Consider the following 19915-nt stretch of genomic DNA (forward strand, 5'->3'; position numbering starts at 1 on the left):
ACCATTCTCTGTACAGTAAAGGAATTTTATCATAGGAGGACTTTATGCAAACAAGTGAGTATATTTTACGGAACTTCCGTCGTGGAGAGTTAATAATTTTACATTACAGCGACGTGCTGAAACTGTTTCCACATTTTGAATATAACGTTCAAGAGTCGATTAAAAAATACAACTTACTTAAGACTGAAAACACTGCAACCTCGCCTTCCTATACGTGTGCAATCCCTTCTAATTTAGAAAAGTCTTTTGGACAACTATATAATGATGCACTTACTGAATTTAAGTTTGATATTCCAATCTCATTGAATTCTAATGAAGAATTGAAGTGCCATTTATGCAATACGAAATTAAAGAGACAGAAAGTAAAGATGACAAAACGGAAAAGTGATAAATTTTTCTTCATTGGAGTAGATTGTGCCAAGCAGTACGCGAATGAAGAGTATCGAAAGTCAATTGATGCAGAATATCGATTACTCCGAGAAGTGGAACTCAGTGATATTCTGTCTAATATTCATCCACAAGTAAAATTAGCAGAACAAGAATACACGTCATCCGTATATCAAATGCCTACACTACTTCAAAATCAATTAAGAGAGTTACAAATTGCCGTCTCAAGGAGAACTGAAAAACTTAAATCCAGAAAGCAACCCATCCAACGAGAAGAAGCAGCGATAAAAGTAATTCGGAATCATTTGACTCAAATGCTAATGATTTATAAAGAGTTTAATAAGCATGAATTACAGCAACCTCGTTATAACTCATACAAAATTACCAAATTAATGTACATAGAAATGAATAAAAAAGACTTTTTTATCGACAGAATGCTCGATCATCCTATCGCCATGGGATACTTACCGATTGGACATTGGCATCAATTGAATGAACCTGAATTTTCTCAAGATGTCGTAAATCAGTTGATGCAGCCACAATTTTTAAAGCACTATGAGTTCCAATATAATTTAAATAAACGTTTGTATAATCTAATACCTAAGAGTAATCAGGCGAAAAAATACGGAGAAGTGGTTATTACCCACTCCGCTTTTATAAATTTGCTTTTAAAGGGAAAGAAAACGCCATTAATCTTTAGTGACATTTTAGTCGCTTCTCAGTTCAATAAATTAAATGGAATCATAAATTTTCTCAATGGACTTCAGCCGATTATCAGTTCGAAGAAATACAAATTATTATTCTATTCAAAACGAGATCACGAGTTTTATCTCAGTAATAGTGCGTCAAGTGCATACTATAAAATTAAATGGTCTCCTCAAGTTGAACGTCATCTGAAGAAAATATGGACGAGCCCTTCTGAAATCGATTTAGATAGTATTCTGCCAGCAAAAATGCGGAATCAGCAGTGGCTAACAACAATGGATTTATTATTAGAATCAGAGCGAAAAGAAGAAAATCAGTTAATTCGTTTTAGCAGAATCGAAAAGCAAAATTAATTCTGTCTCAGGTAGTACACTTCCCATTTGAACCCTATCCGTTATTTTATCTACCTAATATTAGGAATTCCGTTATAGTGGATGCAATGATTGAACAACGGGGAAGGATGAGGGAAAGATGAACCAGTATTATTTAACAGAATGGCGAGCATTAACGAAAGCAACGGACGTGACACTCCATCTCTATACCGTACCGCTCCAGGATCCATCATCACGACATACGCAAGGAGGGAAGTTGATTTTTCAATTAAATAAATTGAACAACTTTCAACCAATTGTGTTCTTTGATCAGTACATTGCTTCGTTTGAGGAAATCAAACAGTGGGGAAACGAGACGTTTCTTCAATATGAAGCTCGTCCGATCAATCTTTCACGTAATGTCGAGCGAACATTACTTGAACGAATGTTGAAAAAGCAGTTGGAGCGATTGGGACATCCACAGTACATGATGAACCGGGGGAAGTTCCGCTCGAAACAGGCGCACCTACAGTCGACAAGTGGGCTACTCATCTATCCGGCACTCGATCTCAACGTGAACGTTTCTCAGACGGATGAAATTGTTTTTGGATTCGATTTAACCCATCAATTTGAGTACCGCGAAAACCTACTGCAGCAGCTCAAGCGTGAGCCGAAATCCGTGTCTGCGGGAATGCGTGTCATCGATTCGACTCATCCGAAGTCGTATGAGTACGAATTTGTAGAAGTTGCACCATATCGAGCGAGTGAAGTGAGTCCGATTATTAAGTGTTCGGTCATTGATTATTTCGCAAAGAAAGATCCGAAACGAATCATCGCACCAGACGCACTCGTCGTACACGTCAAAGATCGAAACAATCACATTCTTCCATACTTACCCGAGCAACTGAAACAGAGTTGTTCATTTGAGACGATTCCAGCTAAACAGCTCGGCGCAGTCAATCGAATCATCAAATTGTCACCTGACGCGCGAATGTCAAAACTGATGCCGGAAGCACTCGATTTGATCGGTCGACTGCCGATGCTGAAATTTGAACGGCAAAATGTACGAGCGGCTCGTCTCGGCTATACCATCAAAACGTTATCATCTCCTCGGCTTCGATTTGGTCAAGGAAAGACGGCTAGCTACGCCAAGGGTGGTTTGAATCATGGCGGCGTGTTTGAAAAAGGGGAAGCGACTGTCAGTTTCTTTGTCGACCCGAAATTACGTGATCGCCAAAAAGTGCAGCAAGTCCTCGATTTTATCAAGAAACTGCAGACTACGTCTGACAGATTTGGCGTGACACTCAACGTTTCGAACAAACCAAAAGGACTGAGCCAAACGCTTTCTACCGATTTGTTACAGGCAGAAGACGTCATGTTCCAATTGAAGAACGTCCCGAAACACTTTGAAGGTGTCGTTGTTGTTATTGCCGAGGAAGCATCGCTCAATCATTCTTATCAAGCCATTAAGCGGGAATTTGGTGGGAAACATGATATCGTGACTCAATGTGTGGAGCTACATGATCGCGTGCTGAACTCTGAGGATACATTGTACAACATCCTACTAGGTGTGTACGTGAAGGCAGGCCTTCAACCTTGGATTCTCGGTGAACCGCTCTACTCGGATTGTTTTGTCGGGTTAGACGTAAGCCATGAGAATGGAAAACATGCGTCAGGCATCATTCAAATCATTGGGAAAGATGGGGCGATGATTAAGCAGAAATCACTCTCGACAAGTGAAGCGGGGGAGAAAATCAGTTCTGAAACGATGCGGGAAATCGTCTATGACACGCTTCATGCATTTGAAGAACAGTATGGTCATGCGCCAATGCATATCACGTTCCACCGGGATGGATTCTGCCGTGAAGATTTGGCTCTCATCGACTCGCTTCTTTCTCCACGTGGGATTCAGTTCGACTACGTGGAAATTTTGAAGAATGTCAATCGACGGATGGCGATTCATGAAGAAGGATGGAAGACCTCGCAGGGGCTTAGTTATACAAAGGAACGCATGGGCTATCTTCTTACGACCAATCCAAGCAAGCATGTCGGGATGGCGAAACCGCTCAAAGTGGTGCAACAGACAAACGTCTTACCGTTTGAGGCTGTGTTAAGCGATGTGTATCGTTTATCGTTCATGCATGTCCACTCGCTCTTAAAGACACGACTGCCGATTACGACACACTATGCGGACTTAAGTTCGACGTTCCATAATCGGGGATTGATCAATGCGAATACGCAACATGAAGAGGCGTTGCCATTTGTATAACATGTGGAGTTGAAAGGTATCGTATAATTGGATTGAGACAACAACACTAGGAGGTAAAGTGATGAGTGAAAAAGGAGAAATCGTTCAATCCGTAAAAAAGTTTACGGAAAATGAATTAAGTGACTTTTCTTTTAACCAAGATGAAACGCTTTTAAAGCATACTCCTGATGTCATAAATGCGGTTAGCAATATGGGAGAAGTCGGCTCAAAATCGCAAGACAAAGTGTACAGTACGATTGATAAAGCGATTGATGTCTTTTCCGAACAACTCAAAGACGACAACCTAACGGATGAAACTAGAGACAAACTCAATGATCGAATTGAGCGAATGGTGGATAAGTCATTTCAAAAAGATTCGGAGTTCAAGAGATGGATGGGTGCATCGATTGTGGCTGGAGTCAGTGGTGCCGCATTGGTATTGGCAAAAAATCCAGAGGCGAGAAAAACGCTGATTAATTTGCTGACGAAAAAGGGATGAATGTGGCAAGTATGACAGTTGTACGAAGTTTTTTAAAACTAAGTAATCACGATGAGAACGCAAGCAGATGTTGAAATTCCTAGGACTATGCTTATCTATTGGTTTAGCATATTGGGCCATTGATTATGGCATTCACGATGAGGGGTTAGGGTTTCATAGAAAGGTCCCGTTGTTTACCGTATTACCAGCATGTCTTTTATATGTAGTTCTTTATGGAATGGATTTAAAAGAACGCTTCAAAAAAAGCGACGAGTAATATCGTCGCTTTTAGTCTGTCTGTTTCCGGTTATACATCACAATACTTCCGACGAACACGACAAGTGCCCAAGCCGACAGAACCGCAAGCTCCACCCATGTAGAGCCAAGTCCTGCTCCCGCCTCGATTTGATGCGCGAGGTCGATCAAGACGATGTTCGGCAAGTACTCGAGGAGACCGATGATGGAGAAGCGGTCCTCGTATACCAACAGCATCGGTGAGAACGAGAAGAAGAAAAACGCCGGCATGACGATGAGTGAGGCTTCCATGACCGTCTTCGTCATCAATCCGAGAATCGTTCCAATCCCGATATAAAAGAACGTCGAGACGATGAGTGCGAGTGAGATGACGAGAAGGTTCGCCGGGCTGTATCCCATGATAAAGGCACACGCCGCGATGAGGATGAGCGTCGTCACGAACGTGAGCGCGCTCTTTCCGAGTAAGATGTCGAGCGTGCTTGCAGGCGATAACATCAGCCCACGGAGCGTGTTCTTCTCCTTCTCTTCAGCGATCAAGGCACACTGGACGAACGTTGCGACGAGGCTGAACGTGATATTGATGACGAAGTATGTCACGTCGATACCTTCTCCACCGAGCTGAGAATAGAAGACAGCGAAGAACAGCGGCATGATTAACGTCGAGGAGACGAATAAGTTCCGCGACAAGTCTTTGTAGTCTTTCTGAAAAATGGCGAGTGCCCGTTTTATTGAAAATGTCATGATAATTTCCTCCCCGTCACTTCGATAAAGATATCTCCGAGCGTCGGCTCATTCGAATGGATGGCCGCGATGTTTTGGTCGCGCATGTGTTCGTGTAGCCAGTCGGCCCCGTCTTTTCCTTGCTTCAATTCAACCGTTTCCCCGTCATGCAGTTCGACGCGCATGGAGCCATTCGCATATTTCCGGCGTAATCGTTTCGGGGCGTCGAGGAGTTGAATTTCCCCTTGATGTAAGAAAGCGACGCGGTCGCACAGTTCTTCGGCCTCGTTCATATCGTGCGTCGTCAAGAAGATGGTCGTCCCTTTTGCCTTCAAGCGTTCGATGCCTTTATAGATGTGGCGTGAGTTGACCGGGTCGAGTGCGGACGTCGGCTCATCTAAAAATAACAGTTCCGGTTCATGTAACAATGCTCGGGCCAGTGTCACCCGTTGCAGCATCCCGCGCGATAAAGCGGAGATGCGTTTTTTGCGTTCCCCGGCCAAGTTCACCATCTGGAGCACGTCATCGATACGTGTGCGTGGCTCGTCGTACAGGTCGCAATAGAGCTGCAAGTTCTCTTCAATCGAGAGACGCGTGTATAGACCGCTGTTATCGGTCAACACACCGATTCGCTTCCGATACTGTTCTTGTTTCAATTCTGAGACCGGGACGCCGAACACGGTGGCGTCACCTGACGTCTGCGCGAGTTGGGACGTCAAGATTTTGATGGTCGTCGTCTTCCCAGATCCACTCGGTCCGAGGAAGCCGAACACTTCTCCCTTGCCGACAGAAAACGTTACGTCGCGTAACGCCTCTTCATTGCCGAATAGCTTTTTTAATCCGTTCACTTGAATGATTGAGTCCATTCTCGTTCCTCCTCGTCGATGTCGTCTTGCTTGCTTTCATCATATCGAGAGGAAGAGTGGGGCGCATTAGAATGGCCATAAATGGCGCTTCTTGAGGACTGAGTGGAGCAAATCGGACAGTGAATGGAGCCTATTTCAGCCCAATCATCGTCTTCAATTCGGCCATTTTCGTCTTCGAGAGCGGGATTGTCGTCTTCGCCGCATCATCGAGCACGAGGCTGAAACTGTTCTTTGTATAGGTGATCACTTCCCGCACCCGTTGAAGGTTGACGATGTACGACCGATGGCAGCGGAAGAAGCCGTATGGGGTCAGACGTGTCTCGAGTTCGTTCATCGTGAAGACGCTCGGGAACTGCTCGGACTGACTGTGTAAGACGGATTGTCCGTCCTGACTTTCGATGTAGTCGATTTCCGGCGGATCGAGCAAGACGATTTTCTCGTTCACTTTCGTCGGAATCTTCTCGAAGCGGACGTGCATGACGTCAGGGGTGGCATCTTCGTTCGCCTCCGGTTCATCCGGCTCCACATCGAGCAGGCGCAAGTGTCGGTGGTCGATGCGATAGACGGTCGACGTGACGAACAGGGCGCTCTCCATGTTGCTCGTCAGGAGCAGGATGGCTTTTTGTTGTTGCTTCAGTTGCAGCAAGACGGTTGCGAACAAGTGCCGTGTCTCTTGGTCGACGTTTTGATCCGGTTCTTCGAGGACGTAGATGTCGCGATTATGTAAGAGCAGCGCCGCGTATTGGACGCGCCGGACGAGCGACAAGCTGAGCCGGTTCAATCGTTTGTTCCGATATGGGGTGAGTTGAACGGTTTGCAGGACGGCATCCAGCGATTCCGTCGATTCGTAGAGCATGTGTGTGAAACGCAAATATTCCTCGACCGTCAGCCGGTCGTATAAGCCGTCACGGATGGAGAAGACTGAGAGCGTACGATTCGCTGTATCGATAGTTCCCGAGTAGTTCGCATGCGCATCAGTCAATAGCGAGAATAATATTTCCCGGGAAGTGACGCCGCAGTGGATGGCTGCGACTTCACCCGGATTGATGGTGAACGAGATATTTTCAAGGATGAGCGTGTCCTGTTGGCGAACAGAGACGTTGTCGAACGTAAGCACCGAATCCCTCCCTTTTTAGTGGGATTATATCATTTGGATACGCTGTTACTACGAACTCTTCGATTAAATTTGAAGAATATTTATAAACAATATCCTTTGTGCGTAATTAGGACATGATTATAAAAATTCTATCTTCAATTTCGTGAAAAGAGTAATTTACAGGGAATATAAGAAACAAATGATATGAAAGGAGCTTCCTTATGTATGAGCGAGAAATCCGTCACGACGGCTTACGTAAATTTCGAATAATCAGAGGGAAGTCTATGTATGAAATTGATCAGAAAGCGGAAATGCAGTTAAAGATTTGGGAAGATCAGTGGAATAAAGTGATAAAAAAACAAGAGGAATTGAAACAAAAAACTAACAGAAGAGCGATTGCACAGTTAATGTCAAAAAAGTTGAAGGATGAGAGAACGGTTGCAGAAGACTATCTTCAGCGTGTAATCAAACGAGCACGCAATGAAAATTTAAAAGATAATCTCACTCTAAAAACTTTTACTATGAAAGAGCCTTCTTCTCCAACTCTCGAGGAAGTTCGGAATGCACCTGATCCCTCAGCTCAAGTTTATCAACCTATGTATAACTTTATCGAGGAGTTACTTCCGTTTTTGGCACCAGGGAAGAAACAAGAAGCTCAGCTTAGATACAATAAAGAAAAAAATATTTGGTTAGCGGAAAAAGATGAAATCGATGCAAGGAACGAGAAAACTCTAAGCGAATATCGAGAGAAGTACCAAAAATGGAGTCGGGAAAAAGAAGCTTTTGAAAAAGCAGAACAAAAGAGATTCAATCATGTACACAAGGTTTTTGAAGACTATAAATTTTATAGAGATGAGAGTATAGAGTCTTACTTTGACTTTATATTAAATCATTTTATTTTACTGGATTATATCCCAATCCAACGTACAACCAAGTATTTGAAGGAGACAAAAACTCTTTATATTGAGCAGTATTTACCGACAGTTAAAGACATGACGAATGTTAAAGAGGTTAAGTATGTGGTTGAAGGAGATGATTTTTTAGAGGTTCGGTTATCTGAAAAATACCTAAATGAACTCTATGACCGGCTACTGTATTCATATTTGCTTAGCATGATTCATTTGATTTTTAAATATGATGAGAGACACGATATTGAATCTGTAGCTATTAATGGTTATGTGGATTCTATTAATACAGGAACTGGAAAGACAGAGACGTTATGCATATCTTCTTTGTTTGTGTCTCGAGAAGAATTTTTAGATATCAATTTAGAGATGGTCAATCCTAACGTATGTTTTAAACAGTTGAAAGGAATCGGTAGTAGTAAACTTTATTCTCTCACCGCAGTCGCACCGGTCATTAAAATGGACTGGAATGATAATAGGATTATGGAAGGTAAGGATACAATTCACGAATTAGAAGAAACAACAAATTTAGCTTCTATGGATTGGCAGGATTTCGAACATCTGATTCGTGAAATATTTGAAAAAGAGTTTAGTAAAAATGGTGGAGAAGTAAGAATCACACAAGCAAGTCGAGATGGTGGAGTTGACGCAATAGCATTTGACCCAGATCCTTTGCGGGGAGGTAAGATAGTTATTCAAGCAAAAAGGTACACAAATACTGTAGGAGTGTCTGCTGTTCGTGACTTATACGGGACAGTGATGAATGAAGGTGCTATTAAAGGGATTTTAGTATCTACTGCAGACTATGGTCCTGATGCCTATAACTTTGTTAAGGATAAGCCATTAACATTGTTAAATGGCAGTAACTTATTATATTTGTTAGAAAATCATGGCCATAAAGCGATTATTGATTTGCATGCAGCAAAGAACGAAAAAAACAGAATGTAGTACAGCGATACTGACAGGTAATCACGGATATAGAAGTTAAGCAAGATATTCTCCCTTAGCTATAATCAGTTAACTTTCTGCTGGTGTCGAATCGTTATTCGATGCCAGTTTTTTAGTTATTATGTACAGCAACTTGTAATTAGAAAATAGAATGATTGATATTCATAAATCAAGAAATTTGAACTACTATTTTTCATCTCATTTTAAAGAATTCACCTAGTTTATAAATATTGAAAAATCGATAAGATGCATTATTTGGTAAAATGAGGATATCAAATGACGTAGGGGTGCAAGGTATGAAGGCAGTTTTAGAAAGTGAACAGCAACGACTTGATCATTTTTGTATGGTCATTGAATCTCATCTAAATGGGAAGACGGCTGGTGACAAACCAGGTCTTGAGTCAAGCGACTATGAAATGATTGACATGCGGGGGCATTCACGTCAATCAGAAAGTGCACAGGAGCGACAACGGTACAAAGACGCGTTGAAAGAGTTGTATTCGTTCACATTCGTGATTGAGGACGAAGGCGAAGAAGAGATTTATCCGGTCGGGAAGTTCGGAGTGGCGCACCCTCGTTCACCTGAGATTCCGCTCGTTCTAGACTGGCGGAGTGAGATGGCGATGCGTGCGTCCATGTTTAATGGAGAGACGATTGAGACGCCTGGTGGTGATATCGTTGGAATGACACAGCTCGAGCTTGATCGAAGACAACGACGTGTCATTCAGGCAAATCATCGTCGTGCTCCAAAACGGCAATCGAGCTCATTGACGAAACGGTTTACCGAACAAATTAAGTCGACATTCAAAAAGCCTTCGACGGTGCCTGACGTCCCAGAAGAGAGTTTTATGGAGCAGGAGTTGACAAAGAAACAAAAAGACCGATCCATTGATGGATTCATTGCGACAAGGCAAGCCGAACAGAACCACATCATCCAGGCACCAGTGAATACATATATGATTGTCCAAGGGGCGGCCGGGACGGGGAAGTCGTTGACGGCGCTACATCGTATGTCTTATTTGCAGTATCAAGACGAGCGTCGGAAGATGCTTTATTTGGCTCCGAATGAGGCGACTATTCATCAACTGTTGAAGGACGCGGAGCATTTACAAATTCAATCGGTGTCGACAATGGCGTTTGATGATTTTGCGGTTCAATTGAACAAAAAGTTTTTAAATCAGAACGGTCATTTGGAATTGCTTCCGCTATATGAATCAAGCCATTTAATCAAGTGGGTGGATGAGGCGTTGGCAGAATGGAACGAAGACATCTGTGAAACGCTTTTTAGTTATGAACCAATTCATGAGTTAGTCAACTTACATGAGAGAGCAATTGATATCTGGATGTCAGGAAAAGGAACGTTTCACGAAAGGAGATTGCGGATTCTCCAAACGATTCGAAGTGAACTTGAAAAAATTCATATTTTAAATAAACAAGATTACGAACAAGAATATATTGAAACAGCTTCGACGTGGACAAAATATTTGTATGATGAAAAGCGTCAAAAATTAAGTGAGTTGATGAAGGAGAGTTTTGAAAATCGATTACTATCCGAAAAGAAAGAACGAGAAGCGTTTTTAAACTTTTGGAGTGATATTTTACGAATTGATGCCGAAACGGTTTGGAAAATGCTAAAAAATCCATTGATGCTTGACCATATGAAAGTAGACGTTGATGAGACTCTATTGAAGGCATGGCACAAATATAAATCTCCGACAAGGTTAGATCTCTTCCTTTGGATGTATCTTCATTATGAAACGAACGGATATCCTGAAAAATGGAGCCATCTCTTCGTTGATGAAGCACAGACGCTTCGTCCGCTCGATTTAATGGTGCTTGAGAAAATCTGCCACGGGATGACCGTGTTCGGGGATATGTTACAAAGTTATCAAGAGTTCGACATGGAGTCGTGGGATGCGATTCAAACTAATGGAACGTCAAAATGGCACATAGAGTATTTAACTAAAGCATTCCGAACGACGAAACCAATTATTAATTTTGCTAAAGAAATACTGTATGACTCAGATCACGATACGACATGGATTGATCCATTTAATCGAGATGGGCAACCTATAGAATTTCTAGTCACGAAGAAAAGTCGAGAGATAAGAGAAGTGCTGGCTCGCTGGCGAGAACAGCAATTTACGATTTGTATAATCACACCAACACTTGAACGTGCACAGTTCTTACATGCGAAACTTAATTTAACTACCCAATTAATTTTGTCTGACACCACTAAAGTGGGAGAAGACATCGTTATTTCTACAGTAGACTATTTACGCGGTATGGAATTTGATGCAGTACTTTTAATGGACGTTAATCAAGATAACTACCCTGAATTTCCACAGGAAGCGCGACGGTTGTATGTCTCGTTGACTCGAGCGTTGCATGAAGTAGTAATTCATACAACAGAAGAATACTCAACGTTGTTCAAAAGTATACAGTTTCACCATAGGAAGAGAAAGCAGTTACAGACATGAACGAAGTACAACGATTGATGGACAAAGTGATTGAATTCCGTGACGAGCGCGATTGGGCGTTCCACCATAACCCGAAAGACTTGGCATTATCGTTATCGCTCGAGGCGAGCGAACTGTTGGAGTTGTTCCAATGGGTGTCGAGTGAAGAAGCGCTCGAGACGAAACACGTCGAGATGAAAGAAGAGCTCGCGGATGTCCTCATCTACGCGTTGACGTTCGCCCATGCGGCAGGAATCGATGTGTCGCAGGCGATTGAAGAGAAGCTCGAGAAAAATGCGGTGAAGTATCCGAGTCCGAACGCCTAAGTTGTAATCGACCGATTAACCCTGACCATTATTTTCACTACTTCTTGATGTGAAATCGGATAAAGTGGTGAAAGAATAAGTCTGGAGAGGGTTAATGAATATGGGCATCTATTATACGTATCAGCATGAAGACGCTTGGAAAGTAGCATTGGAGCGAGGGTATCTACAAGGTGATCCTCGCTACGCCATGTTCAATGACGAAGGATTCGAATTTTTCAAACCGGCTTATGACTGGATGGTTGAACAATATGAGCAACGAATTGGAAATCCGCTAAACGGAAACTATCCGGTTTGGTGTCGGGACGAGTTTCCTGACCTAGGCACCGGCAAAGGGATTGGATCGGGGAATAAAGGTGTGGTGTTGACGGTTGAATTACCGGATGATCAAGTGTTGGCTTCGGAAATTTCATTTTGGGATTTTGTTCTACACAACTCTACTTTATTTGATACAGCCGAAGCATTCGACACCGAGGAAGAACCCACTCCAGCGTATACGCGAAAGTCTTGGGAGAAACTCTTTGACCAGAAGTGGTGCGAAAAGATGGCAGTCAATCGGTCGATAGCGGCACCTAGCTATCAATACGTGATTCATCGCATCGAGCTGCATCACGTCCGGGCCGTCATGCCGTTTCAAGACTTGAGTGACAGTTGGGTGGACCGGATTCGAGGATTGGGATGGCGTCTCGGCTATCGACTTGGTTCGAAGAAATCGATACCGTTCCAGTGGCGAGACCAAACTGGGTTGAAAGAAATTAGTTGAACAAAAGGAGTCTGGTTCCATGACGCAGCGCGAACGGTTCAATCATTTGTATGAAAGCGGCAAGCGCTCGACCCGTCAGGCAATCATTCTGTTTGCACTGATTACAGGAATCAGTGTGACCTTGATGATGATTGGCGAACGTCGTCTCGCTGAATTCATCTGGTTCCTTCTAGTGTTTCCATCTGTCGGTCTCGTGAAAATAGGGGCTCGGACGAACACATTGCTGCGCTTCAACCAGTCCGCTGAGTATAAGCGGCTTGTGCGTCTCGAATGGTGGACAGCATTTGGACTGATTGGAGCATATGTTGTATTGATCTTGACGCTACTGCTCAATCCGGAACTAATCAGTGTGACGGTTGTCGCAACCGGTACTTATGGAATCGGAATCATTGCGTCGTCTCGGCTCGATCAAAGACTCGGCAAAGTTGACCCTGAGCACGTGACGCACAAAGTGTACGCCAGAGGAAAAGTCGGTTACTTCAACTCATAAAAGCTGGAAAAAGGGAGTAGCGCGCGCTACTCCCTTTCGTTTACCCGATCGACCAATTGTTTCGCTTCAAGCAACGACAGGTCATATGTCTCACGCAAGAATTTCACGGTCGGAATCATTCCAATCGTATCAATCTTTTCTTTAATTAACGCATGAAACTCAGCATCTTGCACGATTGGTTCTGTATGGAGTTGTTTTCGTTTCAATGCACTAATCTCTTTTGCTTGTTGCGCAATGATATTGAGCAAGAAGGCGTTCAAGATCAATGAGGCAGTCAACATGATCGTGGTCCAATCCATTTAAACACTCCTTTCGATTTACGGGCGAGTCTCCATCTTCTCTTCAATTTGATCGAGTCGTTCTACTAACACGTTGAATTGCTCTTGTTGACGAGCGGCTACTTGACGCTCAAGCTCAAGCCGTTCATCAGCACGCTGTTCATAACGGTTCATAAATTTCATGACCATCACGATGACGGTGATGGCTAAAATAATTGGCAAGAATGTCACCAATAAGCCGAATAACGAGACGAATGCTATGTTCATTCTGTCTTCCTCCCCTTTATGTAATCTACGGATTCTGCTTTTTAATCGATATAAGAAACAAAAAAACGTATCCTTTCTAATTGAATACGTTTTAATACGCTATTTGGTTTCATCAATCGGAACGTATCCCGGTTTTGTGCGTCGTCGCTTCACATCAGATTCGAAGTAATACATCGGCGTAAACAATCCTGCCGAAAGATAAATCATAAAAAAGGTTTCTAGTAATAGCGACACTGGAAGGCTATAGCCAATTATGAGGATATGGATAGGGACAAAGAACAACATGAATGCATAAAACATTGTACCTTCCGTTTTAATAAACCGATATAACCCTCGCATTAACAAGATGTAAGGAAATAAGATGTAATAGAAGAAACGCTTCATGTCGCAACGCCCTTTCCCGAGCGATTCGCTCAAATCATATAGATGCATCTTTTTCAGTATAATGGGAGCACCACGTATAGAGAAGGAGTATTTATATGACCAAATCAATCGCCATCATCGGAGCGGGCGCGAGCGGGTTATATGCCACGTCGCTCCTCACTGAGAAAGGCTATAACGTCACCGTGTTCGAGGCGCGTGACCGTATCGGGGGACGGGTGTTAAGCCATGACGGTTTCGACCTCGGTCCTACCTGGTATTGGCCAGAGACAGAGACAACAATCACCCAGCTGATCGAACGCCTCGGCCTCCAGACGTTTTCTCAACACACGACCGGTGACTTGATGCTCGAGCGGCAGTTCGGTGTCATCGAACGCCATACGCTCCCGCCTGGCCACACCGTCCCGTCGATGCGACTCGTCGGGGGCATGGCCAGCTTGACGACAGCGCTCGCTTCGACACTACCGGCAGGGACAATTCAACTCGAGTCGACCGTCACCTCAATTCAACAGGCGGAAGACGAGATAGTGGTCGAGCTCGAAGGCGGACAGACAACAGCGTTCGAACACGTCATCTTAGCCATCCCGCCACGACTCGTCTCACGCATCTCGTTTCGCCCGGAACTGTTTGAAACGACGAAGTCGAAGCTGGCAGACACTCCGACCTGGATGGCCGGGCAAGCGAAAGTACTCGCCGTGTATGACCGCCCGTTTTGGCGAGACAGTGGTCAATCTGGTCAAGGCATGAGCTGGGCCGGGGTGTTGCAGGAGATTCATGACGCCTCACAACCGGGCGGACTGGCCGCGTTATTCGGCTTCTTTCGGTTGTCTGCTGCCGAACGCTCGGTACTCGACCGGGACGAGCTGAATCGTCGCGTCATCGATCAACTCGTGCGCCTGTTCGGGGAAGAGGCGAGACAGCCGCGAGACGTCTTATACGTCGATTGGTCGAGTGACCGGCATACGGCCACTGTTCAAGATGGGGTGCCGTTGACCGACTTCCCTGTCTATCAGCCGATCGCGTTCGACCCAGCTTGGGAAGGACGGCTTTCACTCGCTGGGACGGAGACGGACTCCTTGTTCGGCGGTCACATTGAAGGCGCGCTCCGGGCAGCGGAACGTGTCGTCGAGAAACTCTAACCAAAAATGCGTATCATCCCGAGACGGGACGATACGCATTTTTCATTTGAACTTCTTGATCATCAGCGCGAGCGAACGATTGATCATCGTCATCTCGTCGTCTTCGAGCACGGAGAACATCTCTTCAGCGAGGCGTTCCTCGATCGCATCGATTTGTTTCGAGTACTCTAAACCGTTTGTACCGAGACGGATGAAGCTCTCGCGCAAGTTGTCCGGGTTCTTCTCTTTCTGGACGAACCGACGCTGTTCGAGCACTTTGAGCACTTGGCTGACCGCACTCTTCGAGATATTCATCTTTGTCGCAATCTCGGTCGTCGTCCATGTGTCTTTTCGTTTGAACAGGAGCAACATCTGTTCTTGCTGGTAACTGAGTTCGAATTCGTTCAACTCGGTAAAATATTTGGTGAACAACAAGTCGAGCTCGTCAATTTGACGGTACATCTCGATGACTTGTTGTTTGCGTGTATCATTCAATCGTCGTTCTCCTTTCATCGCGTGTCACGGAACGTCTGGCTCCGCACGTATAACACGATACTGCATACTAATCCGATTATACCAAATGAGATGAGCAACGTTTGAATCGGTACGGCCAGGGCGACCAAAATCGACAGGACAGCGAACGCAATCGGTTCTAGTCCCGATGCGGCGAGCGCCATGATGCTCATGACGCGTCCGATTTTGTCGTGGTCGCTATGTTCTTGCATGAGTGTGACCGTCGGCAAGTAGACGAGCATCAACATGAATCCGCTCGCAGCCGCAGCCAAGGCGAGAAGCGTGATGGATTGCGCCTGCGTATAGAGGAAGAAGGCCCCAATCGTCAAAAACAAGACGCGGAAGACGAAACGTCCCCGATGGACCGAGCGGAACAACAGGACGAGAAAACTCGCGGCGAACGTCCCGATAGCAAGTCCACCTTCAATCAGACTCAAGTCAAACGCATTCCCGCCCCGTTCACCGACGAGAATCGGGATACTCATGATGAGTGGTCCCATGACGAACAAGTTGACGATGGCGATCGACAGCGTTCCACTCCGTAAAATTGGTGTGCTCGAGACGTAACGGATGCCCTCTTTCAAATCGACGATGACATGACTGAGCGACATGGCACGGGCGAGGGGGATGGAGTCACGAATCAAGCGTGGCATGATCAAGAGAGCGGCGATGAAAATCAAGACGGCTGCCGTCCCAAAGCTGAGCCCGAAGCCGCCCCATGTGAGTAAGGCACCGGCGAGGAACGGTCCGAACACGAACATGAGCTCGAGCGTCCCTTGGAAGAGCGAATTGGCACGCTGCAACTCTTCTTGTTTGACGAGCGACGGGATCAAAGAAGACAACGCCGGATAGGACATGCCGTCAAGTAGTCCGAACACGATAGAAATCATAATCAAGGCGAACACCGAATATGCGTCCGCGAGATGGAGCGCCACGACCGCGACCATGAGAAGACCTTGCCCGAGGTTCGTCAAAAACAAGAGCCGACTCTTTTGGAATCGGTCGGCGAACACACCGCCGAATATCATCATCACGACGCGCGGCAATGAGACGGCGGTCATGATAATCCCGAGGAGGGCCGGTTGCTTCAGCACATCGATTGTGAGCCACGACACGCTCAAGAAGAAAATCGAGAAGCCGAGCGTGAGCGTCATGCCGGATAACCACGTGAATACGAAGCGTGGATTTTGTAGCAAATTCATAAAGAAAACCTCAGTCTTTCTGCCTTTTAATATAGTTAAGTTAACTAAACTATATAGCGAAGTCACGGGTTCGTCAAGCGAGTTGGCTACTACAAGGTAATTGTAAAAAAACGGAACTTTTTTCGTTAAAAACCGTATAGGTAGTTAAGAGGTGAATGAGATGAGTAAACAAGAACGATTACATAGCGTGAAACAAATGAATGTACAGTGGATGTTGTTACGGCTCGCCTTCGCCCTTCCGACCGGTGTGCTCGTTTATTACTTTTTACAGTCGCAAGGCTCACCGATGATTATAGCAGCGTTCCTTCTATCGTTGACCAGTGCGGCAAGTGTTTTGTTTATGAGGGAAGCGCGCTTCGTCAGAGCATTAACGGCGCATGATCAAGCGAAGAAGGTGATCGGTATCCAATATCAACTCGATTACTTGTTCGTCATCATGATGGCCGTGATTTTTCCGATGATGATGCGACTGAATATCCTGACCAACCTGATTCCTTTCCTTCTATTCGTCAGTGGCAGCGCATTAATCTGGTTTACGCAGCATAAACTCGATCAACAGTTGAGCTGGATGGATACAGAACAACCGACTCGTCGCGAGATTCAACGTACGAGATTCACATGGTGAGGTTGAAAAGACACGAGGTTAGCGTGTGAGTCCATCACAATTAAAGGGGTAGCTTATGAATAAACATCAGCGTTTGAAGCAAATGGTTACCGCAAACCGGAAATGGCTTCTCGTACGACTCGGTTTTGCGATTCCGGTTGGGGTATTGCTTTTCTTCTTTCTGCAAACTGAGACACAATCGCTCGTATACGGAAGTTTGATGGTCGTGTCGCTGTTGGCGTACGGCGTGATGATTGGGCGGGAAAGTCGATTCATGAGCAGTTTCACAGACCACATTCGAGCGAAGCGGGTCATCCACATTCAATATGTGTTCGACTACATGATGGTTGTCTTCAGCTGTTTGTTTTTCCCGTTGCTCTTGAAGCTCGAAACAATCAGTTGGGTCCCATTTTTCATCTTCTCCCTTGCAGCGTTGGCGCTGGTAATTGTCGAACGGCTGCTTGATGAGAAAGTAAAACGGATTGATCCCCAGCAACCGAGGCGTCGCGACGTCAAACGGGAAAGCTTTTAAGGAGGGATTCGATGAACAAACAAGAACGCATCAATCTGATTTATAAAACCAATATAAAGACGGCTGTTCTTCAAAGTCTGCTCACGTTTCCGATGGTGTTTTGTCTCGTCGGATTGATTCAATCGGATTCATGGAATGGTTGGTACGTGGCCGGCGTACTCGCCTGTCTCTTGCTGCTGGGAGGAATCTTCTTCAAGGCGAACCGAGTCGAGACCGAGTTGACTGAGCGAGAAGATGCCAAAATCATCATCGCCCGTCGGAACGGATTTGTCTTTGCGCTGTTCGTCGTATTCATTTTATCGTTTGCGCTGACGCTTAACCTTGGTTGGATGTTCGCCTGGATATTAGCTGTGGCAGTTGGTGTACTATACGGTGGCTACCGTTTGATTCGAAAACAAGACGAGCAATTGACCGACATCGACCCGGAGCATCCGATGCTGCGTGAGATTCGACTCGACAACGTCAGAGACTGAGGAGGTACGAGATGAACAGGGAAGCCCGGACTGAAGCGTTGTTACAAATCAACACGACGTATCGTCGTTTTATGATTGGGAGCAGTGTCGTCATCTTTGTGAGTGCACTCTATTTCATGATGCAGACGACTTACTCTGGCGTGATTGCGGTGGCCAGTCTCATCCCGACGTTGTTTTTCGAATGGAAACAGACAGTCCTCTATCTTCGGTTTAATGATGACTGGACGTATCGCCGTCTCATTAAGCTACAGTTTTCTTTACTCGTTTTCACGTTCATCTTATTGTTCAGTCTGATCGCACTGTTTTTAACGGGACAGATCCATCCGGACGTGTTGATGTGGGCGGTGGTCATCGGGGCACCACCGTCTGTCTTGTTACCGCTGTGGATCGATCGAAAACTGCTCAAACTCGACCCGGAACACGTCACGTCGAACATGCTGGCCAAAGCCAATCGCGAGAAGCTGAAACGTCGTCTTGACGGAATCAATGATTAGAAAAGGAATGGAATCGTATGACGAAACAACAACGGATTGACGAAATGAACCGATACCGTGAGCAAAGGAAGCGGCGACGAGACGTGATGTTCGCGCCCGTACCTGGACTTTTATTTGTCACGTTGCTCGCGGATCATATTTGGTGGGTCGGCTTAGGGTTGATGGGTTTTTTCGCCAGCGGTTCAATCGTGTATTTGCTGAAAGAAGGTGAGACGTTTGCTCGTCTATCCGATCAAAGCGGAGCACGAATGGCGACGCGGAATGTCTACCGGATTTTAAGCGGATGCTACGTCTTCATCGTCGGTAGCGTGGCGAGTTATAAACTGGTGGCCCCTTGGTGGACGTGGGTTCTCGTCATTGGGATTGCCGTCATGTTGCCGCTTCTGTATAAACGCTTCAATGAAACGGTTCAAAGCGCAGATGCAGCTCAACCGGTCCGCTCTGAATTGGCAACGGCGAGGGGATTGCTATGAAGATGTCGACGAAACAAGAACGGATCGATTTATTGCTCGCACACGACGATGCGACGTGGCATTGGCGCTACTGGGGCCTCTTCTTTAACCTCATCGTCGTCGCGTTCATCTCTTATCAGACATCGATTTACTTACCGTTGATCGTGTTCGCGCTGTACTTGCCGCAACTATGCGTCGAATGGAGGAAGACAAAACTATTGCTGACATTTAATCCAGATCCTCGCTATCGGCGCTGGATTTATAGTGATTTCATCGTCGAATGGTTCATCTTTTTGCTTTTCCTGTGTCTGTTCGCTTGCTATCACACCGGTTTCATCACGATTTGGACACTTGGACCCATCTTGGTGATTGGCGTGATTGGTGGAGTGCTGTTCTCGCATATAGTCAATCGAGCTATTCTTGATTTTGACATAGAGCATGTAACCTCTAAATCATTCAATAAAGCCAAAGTGCGACGAAATAAAGCCGGGAAAATGAGTCATTGACATAAGTCAGGGCTCATTTTTTTATGGAACGATTCGGGGCAACGGGAATCTAAAGTATATTCAGTTCGAAATGGTTGAGTGAGGTGTATTTCAATCTGAAGATGATCATTTGCAGTAAATTAATACTTTTTATAGAAACGT

At 45.2% G+C, this 19915-nt stretch carries 22 protein-coding genes; 15 read left to right on the forward strand and 7 right to left on the reverse strand.

Going from position 1 to position 19915, the window contains the following annotated elements:
- Positions 1–44 precede the first annotated feature (44 nt).
- The 3 genes from KNP67_RS13325 to KNP67_RS13335 all read left to right on the forward strand — a co-directional run bounded on the left by KNP67_RS13325 (position 45) and on the right by KNP67_RS13335 (position 4150).
- Positions 45–1445, forward strand: a complete 1401-nt coding sequence (locus tag KNP67_RS13325; RefSeq protein WP_214756790.1) for a hypothetical protein — start codon at positions 45–47, stop codon at positions 1443–1445.
- 118 nt (positions 1446–1563) lie between these two features.
- Complete coding sequence (locus tag KNP67_RS13330) at positions 1564–3672, forward strand: Piwi domain-containing protein (protein ID WP_214756792.1); 2109 nt, start codon at positions 1564–1566, stop codon at positions 3670–3672.
- A gap of 61 nt (positions 3673–3733) precedes the next feature.
- On the forward strand, positions 3734–4150 hold the full coding sequence (locus KNP67_RS13335) for a hypothetical protein (protein WP_214756793.1): 417 nt from the start codon (positions 3734–3736) through the stop codon (positions 4148–4150).
- 267 nt (positions 4151–4417) lie between these two features.
- Here the strand turns inward: KNP67_RS13335 and KNP67_RS13340 are convergent, their stop codons facing one another.
- The 3 genes from KNP67_RS13340 to KNP67_RS15590 form a co-directional block, all read right to left on the reverse strand.
- Positions 4418–5125, reverse strand: coding sequence for an ABC transporter permease (locus KNP67_RS13340; protein WP_214756794.1), 708 nt, complete (start codon positions 5123–5125; stop codon positions 4418–4420).
- Positions 5122–5970, reverse strand: a complete 849-nt coding sequence (locus tag KNP67_RS13345) for an ABC transporter ATP-binding protein (protein ID WP_214756795.1) — start codon at positions 5968–5970, stop codon at positions 5122–5124. The genes KNP67_RS13340 and KNP67_RS13345 overlap by 4 nt, the downstream gene beginning before the upstream one ends.
- A 130-nt stretch (positions 5971–6100) precedes the next feature.
- Positions 6101–7087 carry a LytTR family transcriptional regulator DNA-binding domain-containing protein gene (locus tag KNP67_RS15590; protein ID WP_214756796.1) on the reverse strand — a complete coding sequence of 329 codons (987 nt, stop codon included), beginning with the start codon at positions 7085–7087 and terminating at the stop codon, positions 6101–6103.
- Between the two features lie 200 nt (positions 7088–7287).
- Between KNP67_RS15590 and KNP67_RS13355 the strand changes: the two genes are divergently transcribed.
- The 5 genes from KNP67_RS13355 to KNP67_RS13375 all read left to right on the forward strand — a co-directional run bounded on the left by KNP67_RS13355 (position 7288) and on the right by KNP67_RS13375 (position 12954).
- The gene (locus KNP67_RS13355) at positions 7288–8919 is read left to right on the forward strand and encodes a restriction endonuclease (RefSeq protein ID WP_214756797.1); all 1632 of its coding nucleotides are present in this window, start codon (positions 7288–7290) and stop codon (positions 8917–8919) included.
- Positions 8920–9215: 296 nt separating this feature from the next.
- The gene (locus KNP67_RS13360; protein WP_214756798.1) at positions 9216–11399 is read left to right on the forward strand and encodes a 3'-5' exonuclease; all 2184 of its coding nucleotides are present in this window, start codon (positions 9216–9218) and stop codon (positions 11397–11399) included.
- On the forward strand, positions 11396–11704 hold the full coding sequence (locus KNP67_RS13365) for a nucleotide pyrophosphohydrolase (protein WP_034781437.1): 309 nt from the start codon (positions 11396–11398) through the stop codon (positions 11702–11704). Before KNP67_RS13360 ends, KNP67_RS13365 begins: the two co-directional genes overlap by 4 nt.
- Before the next feature lie 94 nt (positions 11705–11798).
- Positions 11799–12464, forward strand: coding sequence for a DUF3841 domain-containing protein (locus KNP67_RS13370; protein WP_214756799.1), 666 nt, complete (start codon positions 11799–11801; stop codon positions 12462–12464).
- A gap of 19 nt (positions 12465–12483) precedes the next feature.
- Positions 12484–12954 (forward strand): hypothetical protein, encoded by a 471-nt coding sequence (locus KNP67_RS13375; RefSeq protein WP_214756800.1) that lies wholly within the window; start codon positions 12484–12486, stop codon positions 12952–12954.
- A gap of 26 nt (positions 12955–12980) precedes the next feature.
- Here KNP67_RS13375 and KNP67_RS13380 read toward each other — a convergent pair whose 3' ends face one another.
- The gene (locus KNP67_RS13380; RefSeq protein ID WP_214756802.1) at positions 12981–13253 is read right to left on the reverse strand and encodes a hypothetical protein; all 273 of its coding nucleotides are present in this window, start codon (positions 13251–13253) and stop codon (positions 12981–12983) included.
- 18 nt (positions 13254–13271) lie between these two features.
- Positions 13272–13499 carry a hypothetical protein gene (locus KNP67_RS13385; protein WP_214756803.1) on the reverse strand — a complete coding sequence of 76 codons (228 nt, stop codon included), beginning with the start codon at positions 13497–13499 and terminating at the stop codon, positions 13272–13274.
- A 479-nt stretch (positions 13500–13978) separates the two neighbouring features.
- Here KNP67_RS13385 and KNP67_RS13390 point away from each other — a divergent pair, with 479 nt between their 5' ends.
- Positions 13979–15019, forward strand: a complete 1041-nt coding sequence (locus KNP67_RS13390) for a flavin monoamine oxidase family protein (protein WP_214756804.1) — start codon at positions 13979–13981, stop codon at positions 15017–15019.
- Between the two features lie 42 nt (positions 15020–15061).
- On the opposite strand, the gene KNP67_RS13395 is transcribed toward KNP67_RS13390, so the two are convergent.
- Both KNP67_RS13395 and KNP67_RS13400 read right to left on the reverse strand, forming a co-directional pair.
- On the reverse strand, positions 15062–15493 hold the full coding sequence (locus tag KNP67_RS13395) for a MarR family winged helix-turn-helix transcriptional regulator (RefSeq protein ID WP_251130879.1): 432 nt from the start codon (positions 15491–15493) through the stop codon (positions 15062–15064).
- Positions 15494–15507: 14 nt separating this feature from the next.
- Positions 15508–16713 (reverse strand): MFS transporter, encoded by a 1206-nt coding sequence (locus KNP67_RS13400; protein ID WP_131472830.1) that lies wholly within the window; start codon positions 16711–16713, stop codon positions 15508–15510.
- A gap of 160 nt (positions 16714–16873) precedes the next feature.
- Here KNP67_RS13400 and KNP67_RS13405 point away from each other — a divergent pair, with 160 nt between their 5' ends.
- Genes KNP67_RS13405 through KNP67_RS13430 form a run of 6 tightly spaced genes read left to right on the forward strand, consistent with a single transcriptional unit; the run spans position 16874 to position 19774 of the window.
- Positions 16874–17338, forward strand: coding sequence for a hypothetical protein (locus KNP67_RS13405; protein ID WP_214756806.1), 465 nt, complete (start codon positions 16874–16876; stop codon positions 17336–17338).
- A gap of 55 nt (positions 17339–17393) precedes the next feature.
- Positions 17394–17849, forward strand: coding sequence for a hypothetical protein (locus tag KNP67_RS13410; RefSeq protein ID WP_214756807.1), 456 nt, complete (start codon positions 17394–17396; stop codon positions 17847–17849).
- An 11-nt stretch (positions 17850–17860) separates the two neighbouring features.
- A complete protein-coding gene (locus KNP67_RS13415; RefSeq protein WP_214756808.1) occupies positions 17861–18322 on the forward strand; it encodes a hypothetical protein in 462 nt (153 codons plus the stop codon).
- Positions 18323–18333: 11 nt separating this feature from the next.
- A complete protein-coding gene (locus KNP67_RS13420; protein WP_214756809.1) occupies positions 18334–18816 on the forward strand; it encodes a hypothetical protein in 483 nt (160 codons plus the stop codon).
- A 17-nt stretch (positions 18817–18833) separates the two neighbouring features.
- Positions 18834–19289, forward strand: coding sequence for a hypothetical protein (locus KNP67_RS13425; protein ID WP_214756811.1), 456 nt, complete (start codon positions 18834–18836; stop codon positions 19287–19289).
- A gap of 2 nt (positions 19290–19291) precedes the next feature.
- A complete protein-coding gene (locus tag KNP67_RS13430; protein WP_214756813.1) occupies positions 19292–19774 on the forward strand; it encodes a hypothetical protein in 483 nt (160 codons plus the stop codon).
- The last annotated feature ends 141 nt before the right edge of the window (positions 19775–19915 follow it).

The sequence above is a fragment of the Exiguobacterium sp. s157 genome (genome assembly GCF_018618205.1).
In the GTDB taxonomy this organism is placed as follows: Bacteria; Bacillota; Bacilli; order Exiguobacteriales; family Exiguobacteriaceae; genus Exiguobacterium; species Exiguobacterium chiriqhucha.